This is a genomic window from Ornithinimicrobium jinqii, from assembly GCF_045032595.1.
GTDB lineage: Bacteria > Actinomycetota > Actinomycetes > Actinomycetales > Dermatophilaceae > Ornithinicoccus.
Map to the genome: position 1 here is coordinate 85247 of NZ_JBJFZS010000009.1, position 14662 is coordinate 99908.

Consider the following 14662-nt stretch of genomic DNA (forward strand, 5'->3'; position numbering starts at 1 on the left):
CGTGGGCGCCGGGGACGACTGAGCGGCGCGGGCACGGCATACCGTGTCGTCCATGACCGCGCGCGTCCGCTCGACCAACCTGGCCCACCCCAAGCCCGACCCCGGCGGGCGCCGTGAGCGACCCACAGGGATCGACAAGCGCCCCGTCGACGGGGTCGAGCTGTTCACCCCCGGGCCGAGGTATGGGGACGGCGCCGGCGTGGTGGGTGACCTGGTGGGGGACAGCCAGCACCACGGCGGTGCCCAGAAGGCCGTCTACGCCTTCGCGCGCGAGGAGCTGGACCGCTGGGAGGAGGAGCTGCAGCGGGGTCTGTCGGACGGGATGTTCGGCGAGAACCTCACGACCGAGGGGATCGAGCTCGAACGGCTGCTCATCAACCAGCGGCTGCGCGTGGGCGAGGACGTCGTGGTCGAGGTGTCCATCCCGCGGACGCCGTGCGCGACGTTCAGCGGTCACCTGCGGGAGAAGGCGTGGGTGCGCCGCTTCACCGAACGCGGTCGGTGCGGCGTCTACCTGCGCGTCGCTGCACCGGGGACGGTGCGGCCGGGCGACGAGATCGAGGTGCTGGAGCCGCCGGGGCACGACGTGGACATGCGGACGGCGTTCGCGGCGGCGATGGGGGACAACGAGGCGGCGAAGCGCGTCGTGGCGGCCGGGTGCCTGCCGGCCTTGTACCACGAGCGGATGGTCCAGCGGCTGGTGGCACGCCCCTGAGCTGCCCCGACGGTCCGCCGGGAGGCCCGTACCCGCGCGCCGCATGGCCGATGCCGTTCTCCCGCGCGCCGGGGAGCACCGGCAGGATCAGCGTGGCAGCGACGAGGCGCGCCATCCGCCGGCGCCGACGGCCGGGCGGGGGCGGGCGAAGCGGCTGCGCTCGGTCCACATCGTCCGGGGCAGCCTCGTCGAGCCGTCCGCCGGGCCGTGGTCCGCCGCGGCCGCGGCCAGCACGACCGTCAGCGCCGCGAGCTGCTCCGGGGTCGGTCGCCCCCGCTCCACGCGGATGACGGGCAGGGCGGCGGGCGTCTCGTCGGTGCTCACAGGGGGATGTTCCCGTGCTTGCGGGGCGCCCGGTTGGAGCGCTTGGACCGCAGGTGGCGCAGCGCCCGCGCGACCTGGACCCGCGTCTGCGACGGTTCGACGACGGCGTCGACGTACCCGCGCTCGGCGGCGACGTAGGGGTTGGCGAGGGTGTCCTCGTACTCCGCGATGCGGCGGGCGCGCTCGGCCTCGACGTCGCCGCCCTCGGCGGCCACGGCCCGGAGCTGCTTGCGGTAGAGGATGTTGGCCGCACCCTGCGCCCCCATGACGGCGATCTGGGCGGTCGGCCACGCGATGTTGACGTCGGCGCCCAGGTGCTTGGAGCCCATGACGTCGTAGGCGCCGCCGTAGGCCTTGCGGGTGATGACGGTGACCAGCGGCACGGTCGCCTCGGCGTAGGCGTAGAGCAGCTTGGCGCCGCGCCGGATGATGCCGCCGAACTCCTGGTCGGTGCCGGGCAGGAAGCCGGGCACGTCGACGAAGGTCAGGATCGGGACGTTGAACGCGTCGCAGGTGCGCACGAACCGGGCGGCCTTCTCGGAGGCGTCGATGTCGAGCGTCCCGGCCAGCTGCATCGGCTGGTTGGCGACGACACCGACCGACCGGCCCTCGACGCGGCCGAACCCGACCACGATGTTGGGCGCGAACAGCTCCTGGCTCTCCAGGAACTCCCCGTCGTCCAGGACGGCGCGGATGACCTCGTGCATGTCGTAGGGCATGTTGGGCGAGTCCGGGATCAGGGTGTCGAGCGCCAGGTCGGCGTCGTTCACCTCGTCCTCGGGCTCGACTTCGAAGGCCGGGGGGTCCTCGAGGTTGTTCTGCGGGAGGTAGCCCAGCAGCTCGCGGACGTAGTCCAGCGCGTCGTCCTCGTCGGAGGCCATGTAGTGCGCCACGCCGGACGTCGCGTTGTGGGTCCGTGCCCCGCCGAGCTCCTCGAAGGTCACGTCCTCGCCGGTGACCGTCTTGATGACGTCCGGGCCGGTGATGAACATGTGCGACGTCTGGTCGACCATGACGACGAAGTCCGTGATGGCGGGGGAGTAGACCGCCCCGCCCGCGCACGGCCCCATGACCAGGGAGATCTGCGGCACGACGCCGGAGGCGTGGACGTTGCGCTTGAAGATCTCCGCGTACAGACCCAGCGCCACGACCCCCTCCTGGATCCGCGCTCCCCCGGAGTCGTTGATGCCGATCACCGGGCACCCGATCTTCATCGCAAGGTCCATCACCTTGACGATCTTCTCTCCGAACACCTCGCCGAGGGAGCCGCCGAAGACCGTGAAGTCCTGCGAGAACACCGCCACCGGGCGCCCCTCGACCGTGCCGTAGCCGGTGACGACGCCGTCGCCGTAGGGCCGGTTGTTCTCCTGGCCGAACGCCGTCGAACGGTGCCTCGCGAGCGCGTCCAGCTCGGTGAACGAACCCTCGTCGAGCAGACCCTCGATGCGCTCGCGCGCGGTCTTCTTGCCCTGGGCGTGCCGCTTCTCGACGGCCTTGGCCGATCCGGCGTGGACGGCCTGCTCCATGCGGATGCGGTGGTCGGCCAGCCGACCTGCGGTCGTGTGCCGGTCGGGGGCGACGGTGCCGCCCCCGTCGTCGGTGGCAGCGGTGGGGCGCTCGGTCATGGGGGACAACCTAGCCTTGCCGACGTGACGACGTTGCGCTGGGCCACGCCCGAGTGGCACCCCTCCCTCCCCTCGACCAACACGCGGGCGCTCGCCGACCCCCGGCCCGGTCGCGTGGTCGTGGCCGACCACCAGTCGGCCGGGCAGGGCCGCCGGGAGCGCCGGTGGGAGTCCCCACCGGGCACGGGTATGGCGATCAGTGCGGTGCTGCCGCCCGTGCCGGTCGAGGTCGTGGGCTGGGTGCCGCTCGCGGCCGGCCTGTCCGTCGTCGCGGCCCTGCGGGACAGCCGCTGGCCGGTGGACGCCGGGGTCAAGTGGCCCAACGACGTGCTGGTGCCGCTGCGGGACGACCGCAGCAGGGACGACGGGCCCGACGACAACCCGACGCAGGTGCCCGTCCTCGAGCACCGCGGCGTGCGCTGGGGCAAGGTCGCCGGGGTGCTGGCGCAGGTGGCGCCGACGGGGGCGGTCGTCGTCGGGATCGGCGTCAACGTCGACCACACCCTGGAGCAGCTGCCGGTGCCCACCGCGACGTCGTGGCGCCTGGCGCGCGGCGGTGCGCCGCTGCCGGACGGGGCGCGCGAGGACCTCCTCACGTCCGTCCTCGCGCACCTCGCCACCTTCCACGACGCCCTCGGGGCGGGCGACCCGGGCCCGGTGCGCACGGCATACCTCGCGGAGTCCCTCACCCTCGGCAGCGTCGTGGTCGTGCACCGCCCCGACGGCGGCACCACCCAGGGGCGCGCCGTCGGCCTCGACCCGTCGGGGGCTCTCGTCCTCGAGGGTCTGCAGGGGCGCACGGTGCACCACGCGGGGGACGTCGAGCACCTGCGCCCGCAGTAGCCTGCCGCCATGGACGCACCGACGACGGACGCACCGACGATGCTGCAGCTGACCCGCCACGGCGAAGGTGGCCATGTGGTCGAGATCGCCCTCGACCGGCCCTCGGCGATGAACGCGGTCAACACCGAGCTGGCCCGCGAGATCACCGCCACCACGGCTGCCCTGGCGGGCGACGACACGGTCCGCGCCGTGGTCCTGACCAGCACCCACGAGCGAGCCTTCTGCGTGGGCGCGGACCTCAAGGAGCGGAACGGGTTCACCGACGCGCAGATGATGGACCACCGGCTGGTGTCCAAGCTGGCCTACCGCGGTGTGCTCGACCTGCCGGTCCCCGCCGTCGCGGCCGTCGAGGGCTTCGCCCTCGGCGGAGGTATGGAGCTCGCGCTGTCCTGCGACCTGGTCGTCGCCGGTGAGCAGGCCACGCTGGGCCTGCCCGAGGTCGGGGTCGGCGTCATCCCGGGCGGTGGGGGGACGCAGCTGGTGACGCGCCGCGTCGGGTGGTCGCGGGCGGCGTCGCTGATCTTCACCGCCCGTCGGCTCCCCGCGGCGGAGGCACGCGACCTGGGTGTCGTCGACGAGCTGGTGCCGGCGGGGACGGCGCGCGGGCGGGCGCTGGAGCTGGCGGCCCAGATCGCCGCCAACTCCCCGGTCGCGGTCCGCAACGCCAAGAAGGCGATGCGGCTGGGGATGGGGACGGACCTCGCGGCCGGCCTGGAGATCGAGGACGGGTGCTGGCGGGCGACCGCGTTCAGCGGCGACCGCAAGGAGGGCGTGGCCGCGTTCGCGGAGAAGCGCGCGCCGCAGTGGCCGGGTCGCTGAGCGGAGCGCAACTCGGGATACCCTCGAGCAGAGCCAGAGGAAGGGACGACGTGACCACGAGAGTGCTGCTCGCCGAGGACGACCCCACGATCTCGGAGCCGCTGTCCCGGGCGCTGCGCCGGGAGGGTTATGAGGTGACGATCGCCGAGGACGGCCGGGCCGCGCTCAGCGCCGCCATCGCCGAGCCCCGGCCGGACCTGCTCGTGCTCGACCTCGGGCTGCCGCTGCTCGACGGGCTGGACGTCTGCCGCTCGGTGCGCGACGCCGGGGTGACCGTCCCGGTGCTGATGCTCACCGCCCGCACCGGCGAGATCGACACCGTGGTCGGGCTGGACGCCGGCGCCGACGACTACGTCGCCAAGCCGTTCCGGCTGGGTGAGCTCCTGGCCCGGGTGCGGGCGCTGCTGCGCCGCGGCCCGGAGGAGCTGACCGCGCGGACCGGCGGGGCGCTGCGGATGGACATCAGGGCCCGCCGCGTCTTCCTGCACGACGAGGAGGTGCGCCTGACCAGCAAGGAGTTCGAGCTGCTTCGGGTCCTCATGCGCGAGGAGGGACGGGTCGTCTCCCGCGAGGTCCTCATGCGCGAGGTGTGGGACAGCTGGTACGGCTCCACCAAGACCCTCGACATGCACGTGTCCGTGCTGCGACGCAAGATCGGCGACGACGCCCAGGACCCCCACTACATCGTCACCGTCCGGGGGGTCGGCTTCCGCTTCCAGAACGACCCGCAGGACTGACGTGCGCGCGGTCTTCCGCGAGGCCGCGTTCCGGCTCACGATGATCCTGTCGGGGCTCGCCGTGGTCGTCGGAGGCCTGGTGCTGTGGGCGCTGCGGGGCATCCGGCACAGCCGCACGGGCGCCGACGAGGCGCTGCCGGAGTGGATCGTCCTGCTGGCCGCCGTGCTGACCCTCGGCGCGATCGTGCTCGTGGCGCTGCCGCTCGCCCGCTCGCTGGCGGACCGGGCCGCCGAGACGGTCGCGGCCCCGCTGCGCCTGCTCGCGCACCGCACCGACGAGATGACCTCCGGCGGCTTCGCCCTCGACCCCGAGGCACGTCCGGGACGGCTGGTCCAGCCTGAGCCGTGGCGGGCCGGGATCCCCGAGATCGACGCCGTGGCGCGCGAGATCGACCGCCACCACACCACGTTCGCCCGGGCGCTCGTCTTCGAGCGGTCCTTCGCCGCGGACGCCTCGCACCAGCTCCGCACCCCGATGGCGGCGCTGCTGCTGCGGCTGGAGGAGGTCGCCCAGTCCGACGACGTCGCCGTGGCGCGCACCGAGGCCGACATCGCCATCGGGCAGCTCGAGCGGCTCACTGGTGTCGTCGACGAGCTGCTGCGCCGCACCCGGCCGGGTCACGCCAGCGGGGGAGCGCTCAGCGCCGTGGACAACGTGCTCGCGGGCCTGGACGAGGAGTGGGGACCGGCGTTCGTCGACGCCGGCCGCTCGATCGAGCTCAGCGCCGAGCGCGGCATGATCGTGCAGGCGAGCGACTCGGCCGTCTCCCAGGTGCTCAACACGCTGGTCGAGAACGCCCTGCTCCACGGCCGGGGACGGGTCAGCGTGCATGCGGGCCGGTCGGGACCCTCCGCGGTGTTCACGGTCTCGGACCAGGGACCCGGCGTCCCGCAGGACCTGGCGCGGACCCTGTTCGACCGGGGGGTGACCACGGGCCGGGGGACCGGTCTGGGGCTGGCGGTGGCGCGCGAGACGGCCGAGTCGATGGGCGGCCGGCTCGAGCTGACCCAGGTCAGGCCACCGGTGTTCGCGCTCTACCTTGCGCTCGCCGAGACGCCCTGAGCGCCAGCTGCTCCTGGTCGAGCTCACCGCGGAAGACGAAGGTGCGGTAGGCCCAGAACCGGAACAGGGTGCCGAGCACGAGGCCGACGCCGTTGCCGGCGATGTTGTCGGCCAGCTGGCTGTCCAGACCCAGGACGTAGCGGGAGAAGGCCAGGCACGACAGCGCGATGAGCAGCCCCACGGCGTTGAAGAGCACGAACAGGACGAACTCGTGCGCGACCCCGGCACTGCGACGGTGGCGGAAGGTCCACAGCCGGTTGCCGAGCCAGGAGAACACGGTGGCGACGCTGACCGAGGCGACCTTGGCCAGCAGCGGGCTGTCGTCCATCGGCCCGTCGAGCGTCCCGGGGACGCCGAAGACCAGCACGTTGTAGAGGACCGTGTCGAGGACGAAGGCCAGCGCGCCGACGGTCCCGAACTTGGCGACCTCGCGGACCAGGGCCTCGTAGGCCGCGCGCAGGCGCGGCAGGAGGGCGGGGCGCGTCGTCACCTGCCGGAGTGTACGGCGCGCGGCTGGATAGGGTCGGGGCGTGAATCCTTCGCCCGTGCCCCCGCCCCTGCGCGCCGAGGGCGGCTTCCCCGTCGTCGGCATCGTCGGCGGCGGCCAGCTCGCCCGCATGTGCCAGCCGCCCGCCGTCGCCCTGTCGCTGACGCTCTCCGTGCTGGCCGAGGCCGAGGACGCGAGCGCCGCCCTCGTCGTGCCGCACAGCCCCGTCGGCCGGCACACCGACCTCGAGGACGTGCGCGAGTTCGCCCGGCACTGCGACGTCGTCACCTTCGACCACGAGCACGTGCCCGTCGAGGTGCTGGCGGCGCTGGAGGCGGACGGCGTCGTCCTGCACCCCTCGCCGGCGGCGCTGGTCTACGCCCAGGACAAGCTCGCGATGCGCCACCGGCTCGCCGAGATGGGCATCCCCTGCCCCCGCTGGGCCCAGGCCCGCACGCGCGCGGAGGTCGAGGAGTTCGGGGCGGAGGTCGGCTGGCCGCTGGTCGCGAAGACGCCGCGCGGCGGCTACGACGGCAAGGGCGTGCGGGTGTGCCGCAGCGCGGCCGAGCTCGACGACTGGCTGTCGGCGGTGGGGGAGCCGGGCACCCTCGCGGACGGGATCCTGCTGGAGGAGGCGGTCGACTTCACCCGCGAGCTGGCCGCCCTCGTGGCCCGGAGCCCGTCCGGGCAGGCCGCGGCCTGGCCGCTGGTCGAGACGGTCCAGAGCGGCGGGATCAACACCGAGGTGCTGGCACCGGCCCCGGACCTGGAGGCGGGGCTGGCCGCCGCGGCGACCGAGGGTGCCCTGCGGATCGCCGGCGAGCTGGGCGTCACCGGCGTCCTCGCCGTCGAGATGTTCGAGGTGCGCGACCCGCAGACCCAGCACACGTCATACCTCGTCAACGAGCTGGCGATGCGGCCGCACAACAGCGGGCACTGGACCATCGACGGGTCCGTGACCTCCCAGTTCGAGCAGCACCTGAGGGCGGTGCTCGACCTGCCGCTCGGCGACCCGTCGGCGCGCGGGCCGTGGACGGTGATGGCGAACGTGCTCGGCGGCGAGCACCCCGACCTCTACCCGACGTTCCGGCACCTGATGGCCCGCGACCCCGGTCTGAAGATCCACCTCTACGGCAAGGGCGTGCGTCCCGGGCGCAAGCTCGGGCACGTGACCGTCTTCGGCGCCGAGGGCGGCACCGACTCCCTGACCGCCCTGCGCGAGCGCGCCCGCCACGCCGCCGACTACCTGCAAGGAGTGGTGACCGCATGAGCACCGAGAGCCCGACGATCCCGCTGGTCGGCCTGGTGATGGGCAGCGACAGCGACTGGCCCGTGATGGAGGCCGCCGCGCACGTGCTCGAGGAGTTCGGCGTGCCCTACGAGGCAGACGTCGTCTCCGCCCACCGGATGCCGACCGAGATGATCGCCTACGGGCAGGGGGCCGCGGAGCGTGGGCTGCGCGTGATCGTCGCCGGCGCCGGAGGGGCCGCCCACCTGCCCGGCATGCTGGCCTCGGTGACGGTGCTGCCGGTCGTCGGCGTGCCCGTGCCGCTGAAGCACCTCGACGGCATGGACTCCCTGCTGTCCATCGTGCAGATGCCGGCGGGCATCCCGGTGGCCACCGTCTCCGTCGGGGGCGCCCGCAACGCCGGTCTGCTGGCCGTGCGGATGCTGGCCGCCGGCGAGGGGGAGCGGGCCGCCGCCTGGCGCGACCAGCTGGCCCGGTTCGCCGAGGACCTGCGGGACCAGGCGCACGCCAAGGGCCAGAAGCTGCGCGACCGGCGGCTTTCCTGAACCCGGGGCTCCCCGCCGGGCTCATCCTCCGGCCGCCGCACTCCTTCGGCGTGACCTCCTCCCGCCCTCCGAGGAGAGCGACCAGGTCGATGTGCAGTTCTGTTGTGTCACAAGAGTTCCCAGGGCAACGAATGTGACACGACACCCGTGCACATCCATCGCGGCGCTGGCTGCTCCCCGGTGACCCACCCGGCAGCGACGGCCGGAGGCTCCCACCGAGCATCGAGCGGTCCCGAGGGTTAGGTTGGGGCCCATGCGCTTCGGAATCTTCGTGCCCCAGGGCTGGCGGATGGACCTCGTCGGGATCGCTCCCCAGCAGCAGTGGGGGGTGATGAGGGACCTCGCCCAGCGGGTCGACGCCGAGGAGGGGTGGGAGTCGCTGTGGGTCTACGACCACTTCCACACCGTGCCGGAGCCCAGTGAGGAGTCCTGCCACGAAGCGTGGTCACTCATGTCCGCCTTCGCCGCGGTCACCGGCCGCGTGCGGCTCGGGCAGATGTGCACCTGCATGAGCTACCGCAACCCCGCCTACCTCGCCAAGGTCGCCGCCACCGTCGACGTCGTGAGCGGCGGGCGGGTCGAGATGGGTATCGGCGCGGGCTGGTACGAGCACGAGTGGCTCGCCTACGGCTACGGCTTCCCGACGGCCGGGGAGCGGCTGGCCCGGCTCCGCGAGGGCGTGGACGTCTTCCGCCAGATGTGGACCACCGGGTCGGCCACCCTCGACGGGGAGCACTACCAGGTCGACGGGGCGATGTGCTGGCCCCGGCCGCTGCAGGGCACCGTGTTCCCCGGGTCCGAGCTCAACGGCATCCCGATGTGGGTGGCGGGGGGCGGGGAGAAGAAGACCCTGCGCATCGCCGCCGAGTATGCCGACTACACCAACTTCGACGGCGCACCCGAGGGCTTCGCGCGCAAGTCGGAGATCCTGCGCGGCCACTGCGAGGACGTCGGCCGGGACTTCGGCTCGATCGTGCGCAGCGCCAACTACAACGTCGTGATCGGTCGCGACGAGGCTGAGGTGCAGGAGCGGCTCGCCTTCGTCAAGGACATGTTCCTCAAGGCCGGCGTGGGCGAGGACAAGGCCCAGCACCAGGTCGAGAGCCTGCGCACCCAGCCCACGGTCGGGACCCCCGAGCAGATCGTGCAGACCCTGCGCGGGCTGGAGGGCGCGGGGATGACGTACGCGATCACCTACTTCGCCGAGGCGGCGTTCGACACCTCCGGCATCGAGCTCTTCGAGGACGAGGTCATCCCCGAGCTCGCCGGCTGAGCGGCCGTCCGGCCCGTCGCGACGTGGTGGGCGGCGAGCGCCCAGCCCCACGCGAGCGGCAGCAGCGCGCTGCCCAGTGAGGTGACCTGGGTGATGAGGAACACCCCTGGCAGGAAGGCCAGCACGAGCACGGCCGTGGTCCGTGGTCGGAAGCCGGAGCGCAGGAGGACCACGCCCAGGGCGATGCCGCTGAGCCCGATCACGAACATTGCCACGACGCCGACCAGGAACAGCACGTCCATCCACTGCGGCGTGAAGTAGTCGCCGATCACCGAGACCGTCATCGCGGCGTAGCCGACGAGCGTCACCCTCCACAGCGCCTTCTCCAGGCCGTGCGGCCGACGGCTCTGGAAGACCAGGACGGCCGCCAGGGTGAAGGCGATGCAGACCGGCGTCCACAGCTTGCCGTAGGTGAGGTAGACGGTCCAGGGGTCGCTCCAGTCGAAGAGCGGTCGCAGCGCCTCCGAGGTCGGCCTGGCCCAGGCCCGCGTGAGCGAGCCCTCCTCCCAGTCGCCCGGGTGGGACAGGCCGCGGGCGACCGCGTGGAGCTGTCCGCCGACGGTCGCCACGACCGCCATGGTCCACGCTGCGATGCTGATCCACCGGGCGGTGGTGGTGCTGGTCAGGTTCATGGGTCGGTCCTCCGCCGTCGCTCCTCGGCTCCGTCCTGGTGACGGCCGTCTCATCCACGGTAGGAACCGGCACGGCGTCACGTCGTCCGGCGCAGGCAGGAGATCGGGGTCGACCTGGGGAGGGTTGCCGTGTCCTCCTCCGGGAGGACGCCCAGCTGGTCCGGCGGGCGTAGCGTCGTCCTGTGACCCGCAGGAACTGGGCCTTCGACGTCGCGCTCGCCCTGGTGGTCGGGGTGCTCGGCCAGCTCGAGGCCTGGACCGCTCTGGGTGCCACGCACCGGCAGGGTCCGCTGTGGGTGCAGTCGCTGCTGTACGCCGTCACCGCCGCCCTGCTCGTCGGACGGCGCTGGCGGCCCCTGGCCGTCCTGGCAGCCATGGTGCTGGTCAGCGTCCTCGAGTTCGCGGCCGTTGGCTCTCCCGAGGGCAACGCGGTGGCTCTGGCTCCGGTGATCGTCACCTACACGGCCGCCCACGAGCTGCCGTGGCGACGGTCCTGGGCTGCTCTGGCCCTGGCGCTGGTGGTGGTGGCCGCGTGGGCCGTCCTGGACCCGATGAGCTCCTCCGGCCCCGAGCGGATGATCGCGATGGTGTGGTTCACGCCCACGCTCATCGCCTGGCTGCTCGGAGCACTGGTCCGTGCCACACGGCTCAACGTGGAGCAGCGTCGCGTCAACGCGGCGCAGCGGGCGACCCAGGCCGTGGCCGAGGAACGCACCCGGATCGCCCGCGAGCTGCACGACGCGGTCGGTCACAGCGTCTCGGTCATGACGGTGCAGGCGTCCGCCGTGCGCCGTCGGCTGGAGCCCTCCCAGGTCGTCGAGCGGGAGGCCCTCGAGTCCGTGGAGGCGGTCGGGCGGCAGGCGCTGGTCGAGATGCGCCGCATGGTCAGCGTCCTGCGGGAGGAGGGAGAGTCCGCGGGGCTGCAGCCGCCGCCCGGCCTGTCGCAGGTGGAACGGCTGGCGGCCCAGGTTCGGGCGGCCGGTCTGCCGGTGCGGGTCCTCGTGACCGGCGACCCCGCAGGGCTGCCCCCGGGGCTGGACCTCACCGCCTACCGGGTCGTCCAGGAGGGCCTGACCAACGCGCTGCGTCACGCCACCAACGCGCACGAGGCAGAGGTGAGCATCGACCGTCGCCAGGACCGTCTCGAGCTCGCTGTCCGCGACGACGGCGAGGCCCCCCCGACCAGGCTGTCCGACGTGAGCTCGGGCACGGGCCTGCACGGACTGAGAGAGCGCGTCGCTGTCTACGGCGGATCCCTCGAGGCGCGCGCCCGTGCTGGGCGTGGCTTCGAGCTGGTCGCCTCCCTTCCGGTGGAGCAGGCATGACCGGGGCTGCGCGCACACCGATACGGGTCCTCGTCGTCGACGACCAGGCGCTGGTCCGCACCGGGTTCCGGATGATCCTGGAGATCGAGCCCGACGTCGTGGTCGTCGGCGAGGCGGAGGACGGGGGGTCGGCGGTCGAGCAGGCTGCTGCGCTCCGGCCCGACGTCGTGCTCATGGACGTGCGGATGCCCGGCATGGACGGCATCGAGGCGACCCGTCGCATCACCGCCGACCCTCGTTGCACCGCCAAGATCGTGATGCTGACCACGTTCGACATGGACGACTACGTCTACGGCGCCCTGCAGGCCGGCGCGAGCGGGTTCGTGCTCAAGGACGTGCTGCCGGAGAGGCTGGTGGCCGGGATCCGCGCGGTGCACAGCGGCGAGTCGATGCTCGCCCCCTCGGTCACCCGGCGGATGATCCGTGCCTTCCTGGACCGTCCGACGGTCGCGGTGCGCTCCCCGGACCCCCGGACGGAGGCCCTGACGGGGCGCGAGCTGGAGGTGCTGGGTCGGGTGGCAGCGGGTCTGTCCAACGCCGAGATCGCCCGGGAGCTGTTCGTCTCGGAGACCACCGTCAAGACGCACGTGAGCCGGGTGCTGATGAAGCTGGGCCTGCGGGGACGGGTCCAGGCCGTCATCTGGGCCTACGAGAACGGACTGGTCGACTGACCAGGGCGAGCCTGGAGCAGCACCGCAGGGCCGGGTGACGCGTGCGTCAGCCGCGTGGTTGACGCCGCCGACCGCCGAGTAGTCTTCGCCCCATGAGCGACTTCGACCTGTTCCGGATCAGCGAGGATCACGAGGGCCTGCGCGAGGCCGTGCGCCAGGTGTGCGAGGACAAGATCGCCCCGCACGCAGCGGCCGTCGACGAGGAGAGCCGCTTCCCGCAGGAGGCCCTGGACGCCCTGCAGGCGACGGACTTCCATGCCCCCCACATCCCCGAGGAGTACGACGGCGTGGGTGCCGACGCGCTCGCCACCTGCATCGTCATCGAGGAGGTCGCCCGGGTCTGCGCCAGCTCCTCGCTCATCCCGGCGGTCAACAAGCTGGGCACGATGCCGATCCTCGTCGCGGCCAACGAGGACATCAAGCGACGCTACCTGCCGCCGGTCGCGCGCGGTGAGGCGATGTTCTCCTACGGCCTGTCCGAGGCCGGTGCCGGCTCCGACACCGCGGGCATGACGTGCAAGGCGATCGAGCAGCCCGACGGCACCTTCCTGCTCAACGGCCAGAAGTCGTGGATCACCAACGCCGGCGTGAGCGAGTACTACACGGTGATGGCCGTCACCGAGCCCGACGGGCCACGAGGGCGCAACGTGACCGCCTTCGTGGTGGAGAAGTCCGACGAGGGCTTCACCTTCGGCGCCCCGGAGAAGAAGATGGGGATCAAGGGCAGCCCCACCCGCGAGCTGCACTTCGACAACTGCGTCATCCCCGGCGACCGGATGGTGGGTGAGCGCGGCGAGGGGCTCAAGATCGCGCTGCGCACCCTGGATCACACCCGGGTCACGATCGGCGCGCAGGCCATCGGCATCGCCCAGGGCGCGCTCGACTTCTCGCTGGGCTACGTGCAGGAGCGCAAGCAGTTCGGCAGGGCGATCGCCGAGTTCCAGGGCGTGCAGTTCATGCTCGCGGACATGGCGATGAAGCTGGAGGCCGCCCGCCAGCTGGTGTACGTCGCCGCAGCCAAGTCCGAGCGCGGCGACGCCGACCTGCCGTTCTTCGGCGCCGCGGCCAAGTGCTTCGCCTCCGACGTGGCGATGGAGGTCACCACGGACGCCGTCCAGCTGCTCGGCGGCTACGGCTACACCAAGGACTTCCCCGTGGAGCGGATGATGCGGGACGCCAAGATCACCCAGATCTACGAGGGCACCAACCAGGTGCAGCGCATCGTCATGGCGCGCCAGCTGCTCAAGGGGTAAACCCCTCGCGGCCGAGGGCCGCGGCCCCCCATGCTGGTCCCATGACGGACCACCGCTGGGAGGCGCTGCTCGACGAGGCGGCCCGGCTCGAGGCCGAGCAGGGCTTCTCCGGGATCCTCCGCGTGACAAGGGGCGAGGAGGTGCTCCTCGAGTCCTGCCACGGGATGGCGGACCGGGCGAACGGCATACCCGTGCACCCCGGAACCCGCTTCGCCACGGCCTCGCTGAGCAAGATGTTCACCGCGGTCGGCGTCCTCGACGCCGCCGGGCGGGGCGAGGTGGGCGTGCACGACGCCGTCGTGGACGTCCTGCCGCCGGAGAAGCGGCCCTCCACCCTGAGCCCGGCGGTCACGGTCCACCACCTGCTCGCGCACACCTCCGGCATCGCCGACTACTTCGAGGAGGACGAGGACCTCCCGGGCTACCGCGAGGACTACGGCGACATCTGGGACCGGGTGCCCAACTACCGCGTCCGCGACTACGCCGCCCTCCTCCCGCTCTTCGCCGACCTGCCGCCCGTGTGCCCGCCGGGCACCGCCTACCACTACAGCAACGCCGGATACGTGCTGCTCGGCATCCTCCTGGCGCAGGTGTCGGGCCTGCCGTTCACGGAGGCGATCACCACGCGCGTGCTGGGGCCCGCCGGCATGACGGCGAGCGGCTACCCCGCCTTCGACGAGGTCCACCCTGACGTCGCGACCGGCTACCTGGCGCCGCTCGTCCCCGGAGGACCGTGGAGGACCAACATCTACTCCGTCCACCCGGTCGGCGGGGGCGACGGTGGCGCGGTCGTCACCGCCGAGGACGTCGAGCGCTTCCTCCGTGCCGTGCAGCGCGGAGGGGTATGGCGTGGCGCGGCGCCCCAGGACGTGCTCACCAGGCGGGCCGCCGAGGGGGAGCGGTGGGCCCCCGGCTACGGGGTGGAGATCCGTGAGGACGGGGTGTTCGGCAAGGACGGCGGCGACCCCGGCGTCCTCGCGCTCTCGCGCCTGCGCCCCGAGGACGACACGACCGTGGTGCTGCTGGCCAACGTGGACGAGGACACCGTCCCCGGCCTGCCCGACCTGGCGGGGCTGCTGGTCGGCAGCGCCCTCGACTGAG

Annotated in this window: 16 protein-coding genes; 12 read left to right on the top strand and 4 right to left on the bottom strand. The window is 72.8% G+C overall.

The features are described from left to right. Nucleotides 1-52: 52 nt before the first annotated feature. On the top strand, nt 53-715 hold the full coding sequence (locus ACI3ET_RS03845) for an MOSC domain-containing protein (RefSeq protein ID WP_405031634.1): 663 nt from the start codon (nt 53-55) through the stop codon (nt 713-715). Nucleotides 716-802: 87 nt separating this feature from the next. Here ACI3ET_RS03845 and ACI3ET_RS03850 read toward each other — a convergent pair whose 3' ends face one another. Together ACI3ET_RS03850 and ACI3ET_RS03855 are read right to left on the bottom strand one after the other, a co-directional pair. After that, a complete protein-coding gene (locus ACI3ET_RS03850) occupies nt 803-1039 on the bottom strand; it encodes an acyl-CoA carboxylase epsilon subunit (protein WP_405031635.1) in 237 nt (78 codons plus the stop codon). Next, the gene (locus ACI3ET_RS03855) at nt 1036-2664 is read right to left on the bottom strand and encodes an acyl-CoA carboxylase subunit beta (protein WP_405031636.1); all 1629 of its coding nucleotides are present in this window, start codon (nt 2662-2664) and stop codon (nt 1036-1038) included. Before ACI3ET_RS03855 ends, ACI3ET_RS03850 begins: the two co-directional genes overlap by 4 nt. Nucleotides 2665-2688: 24 nt before the next feature. Between ACI3ET_RS03855 and ACI3ET_RS03860 the strand changes: the two genes are divergently transcribed. From ACI3ET_RS03860 to ACI3ET_RS03875, 4 genes are read left to right on the top strand one after another with little or no spacing between them, the layout of a single operon-like run. After that, on the top strand, nt 2689-3507 hold the full coding sequence (locus tag ACI3ET_RS03860; protein WP_405031637.1) for a biotin--[acetyl-CoA-carboxylase] ligase: 819 nt from the start codon (nt 2689-2691) through the stop codon (nt 3505-3507). 9 nt (nt 3508-3516) lie between these two features. Then, the gene (locus tag ACI3ET_RS03865; protein ID WP_405031638.1) at nt 3517-4326 is read left to right on the top strand and encodes an enoyl-CoA hydratase/isomerase family protein; all 810 of its coding nucleotides are present in this window, start codon (nt 3517-3519) and stop codon (nt 4324-4326) included. 50 nt (nt 4327-4376) lie between these two features. Next, nucleotides 4377-5063 carry a response regulator transcription factor gene (locus tag ACI3ET_RS03870; protein ID WP_405031639.1) on the top strand — a complete coding sequence of 229 codons (687 nt, stop codon included), beginning with the start codon at nt 4377-4379 and terminating at the stop codon, nt 5061-5063. Between the two features lies 1 nt (nt 5064). Then, on the top strand, nt 5065-6126 hold the full coding sequence (locus ACI3ET_RS03875; RefSeq protein WP_405031640.1) for a sensor histidine kinase: 1062 nt from the start codon (nt 5065-5067) through the stop codon (nt 6124-6126). Here ACI3ET_RS03875 and ACI3ET_RS03880 read toward each other — a convergent pair. Beyond that, entirely contained in the window at nt 6077-6616 is a 540-nt protein-coding gene (locus tag ACI3ET_RS03880; protein ID WP_405031641.1) for a GtrA family protein, read from the bottom strand. The two genes, ACI3ET_RS03875 and ACI3ET_RS03880, sit on opposite strands and share 50 nt — an antisense overlap. Before the next feature lie 55 nt (nt 6617-6671). Here ACI3ET_RS03880 and ACI3ET_RS03885 point away from each other — a divergent pair, with 55 nt between their 5' ends. The 3 genes from ACI3ET_RS03885 to ACI3ET_RS03895 all read left to right on the top strand — a co-directional run bounded on the left by ACI3ET_RS03885 (nt 6672) and on the right by ACI3ET_RS03895 (nt 9680). After that, nucleotides 6672-7883, top strand: coding sequence for a 5-(carboxyamino)imidazole ribonucleotide synthase (locus ACI3ET_RS03885; RefSeq protein WP_405031642.1), 1212 nt, complete (start codon nt 6672-6674; stop codon nt 7881-7883). Then, complete coding sequence (gene purE, locus ACI3ET_RS03890; protein WP_405031643.1) at nt 7880-8407, top strand: 5-(carboxyamino)imidazole ribonucleotide mutase; 528 nt, start codon at nt 7880-7882, stop codon at nt 8405-8407. Before ACI3ET_RS03885 ends, purE begins: the two co-directional genes overlap by 4 nt. Nucleotides 8408-8660: 253 nt before the next feature. Continuing rightward, the gene (locus ACI3ET_RS03895; RefSeq protein WP_405031644.1) at nt 8661-9680 is read left to right on the top strand and encodes an LLM class F420-dependent oxidoreductase; all 1020 of its coding nucleotides are present in this window, start codon (nt 8661-8663) and stop codon (nt 9678-9680) included. On the opposite strand, the gene ACI3ET_RS03900 is transcribed toward ACI3ET_RS03895, so the two are convergent. After that, nucleotides 9602-10312, bottom strand: a complete 711-nt coding sequence (locus tag ACI3ET_RS03900; protein WP_405031645.1) for a hypothetical protein — start codon at nt 10310-10312, stop codon at nt 9602-9604. The genes ACI3ET_RS03895 and ACI3ET_RS03900 overlap by 79 nt on opposite strands. 182 nt (nt 10313-10494) lie before the next feature. Between ACI3ET_RS03900 and ACI3ET_RS03905 the strand changes: the two genes are divergently transcribed. The 4 genes from ACI3ET_RS03905 to ACI3ET_RS03920 all read left to right on the top strand — a co-directional run bounded on the left by ACI3ET_RS03905 (nt 10495) and on the right by ACI3ET_RS03920 (nt 14661). Continuing rightward, on the top strand, nt 10495-11637 hold the full coding sequence (locus ACI3ET_RS03905; protein ID WP_405031646.1) for a sensor histidine kinase: 1143 nt from the start codon (nt 10495-10497) through the stop codon (nt 11635-11637). Further along, nucleotides 11634-12308: a response regulator gene (locus ACI3ET_RS03910; protein WP_405031647.1), complete on the top strand. Its 675-nt coding sequence runs from the start codon at nt 11634-11636 to the stop codon at nt 12306-12308. Before ACI3ET_RS03905 ends, ACI3ET_RS03910 begins: the two co-directional genes overlap by 4 nt. 92 nt (nt 12309-12400) lie before the next feature. Then, entirely contained in the window at nt 12401-13561 is a 1161-nt protein-coding gene (locus ACI3ET_RS03915; RefSeq protein WP_405031648.1) for an acyl-CoA dehydrogenase family protein, read from the top strand. A gap of 41 nt (nt 13562-13602) precedes the next feature. Then, the gene (locus tag ACI3ET_RS03920; RefSeq protein ID WP_405031649.1) at nt 13603-14661 is read left to right on the top strand and encodes a serine hydrolase domain-containing protein; all 1059 of its coding nucleotides are present in this window, start codon (nt 13603-13605) and stop codon (nt 14659-14661) included. Nucleotide 14662 lies beyond the last annotated feature (1 nt).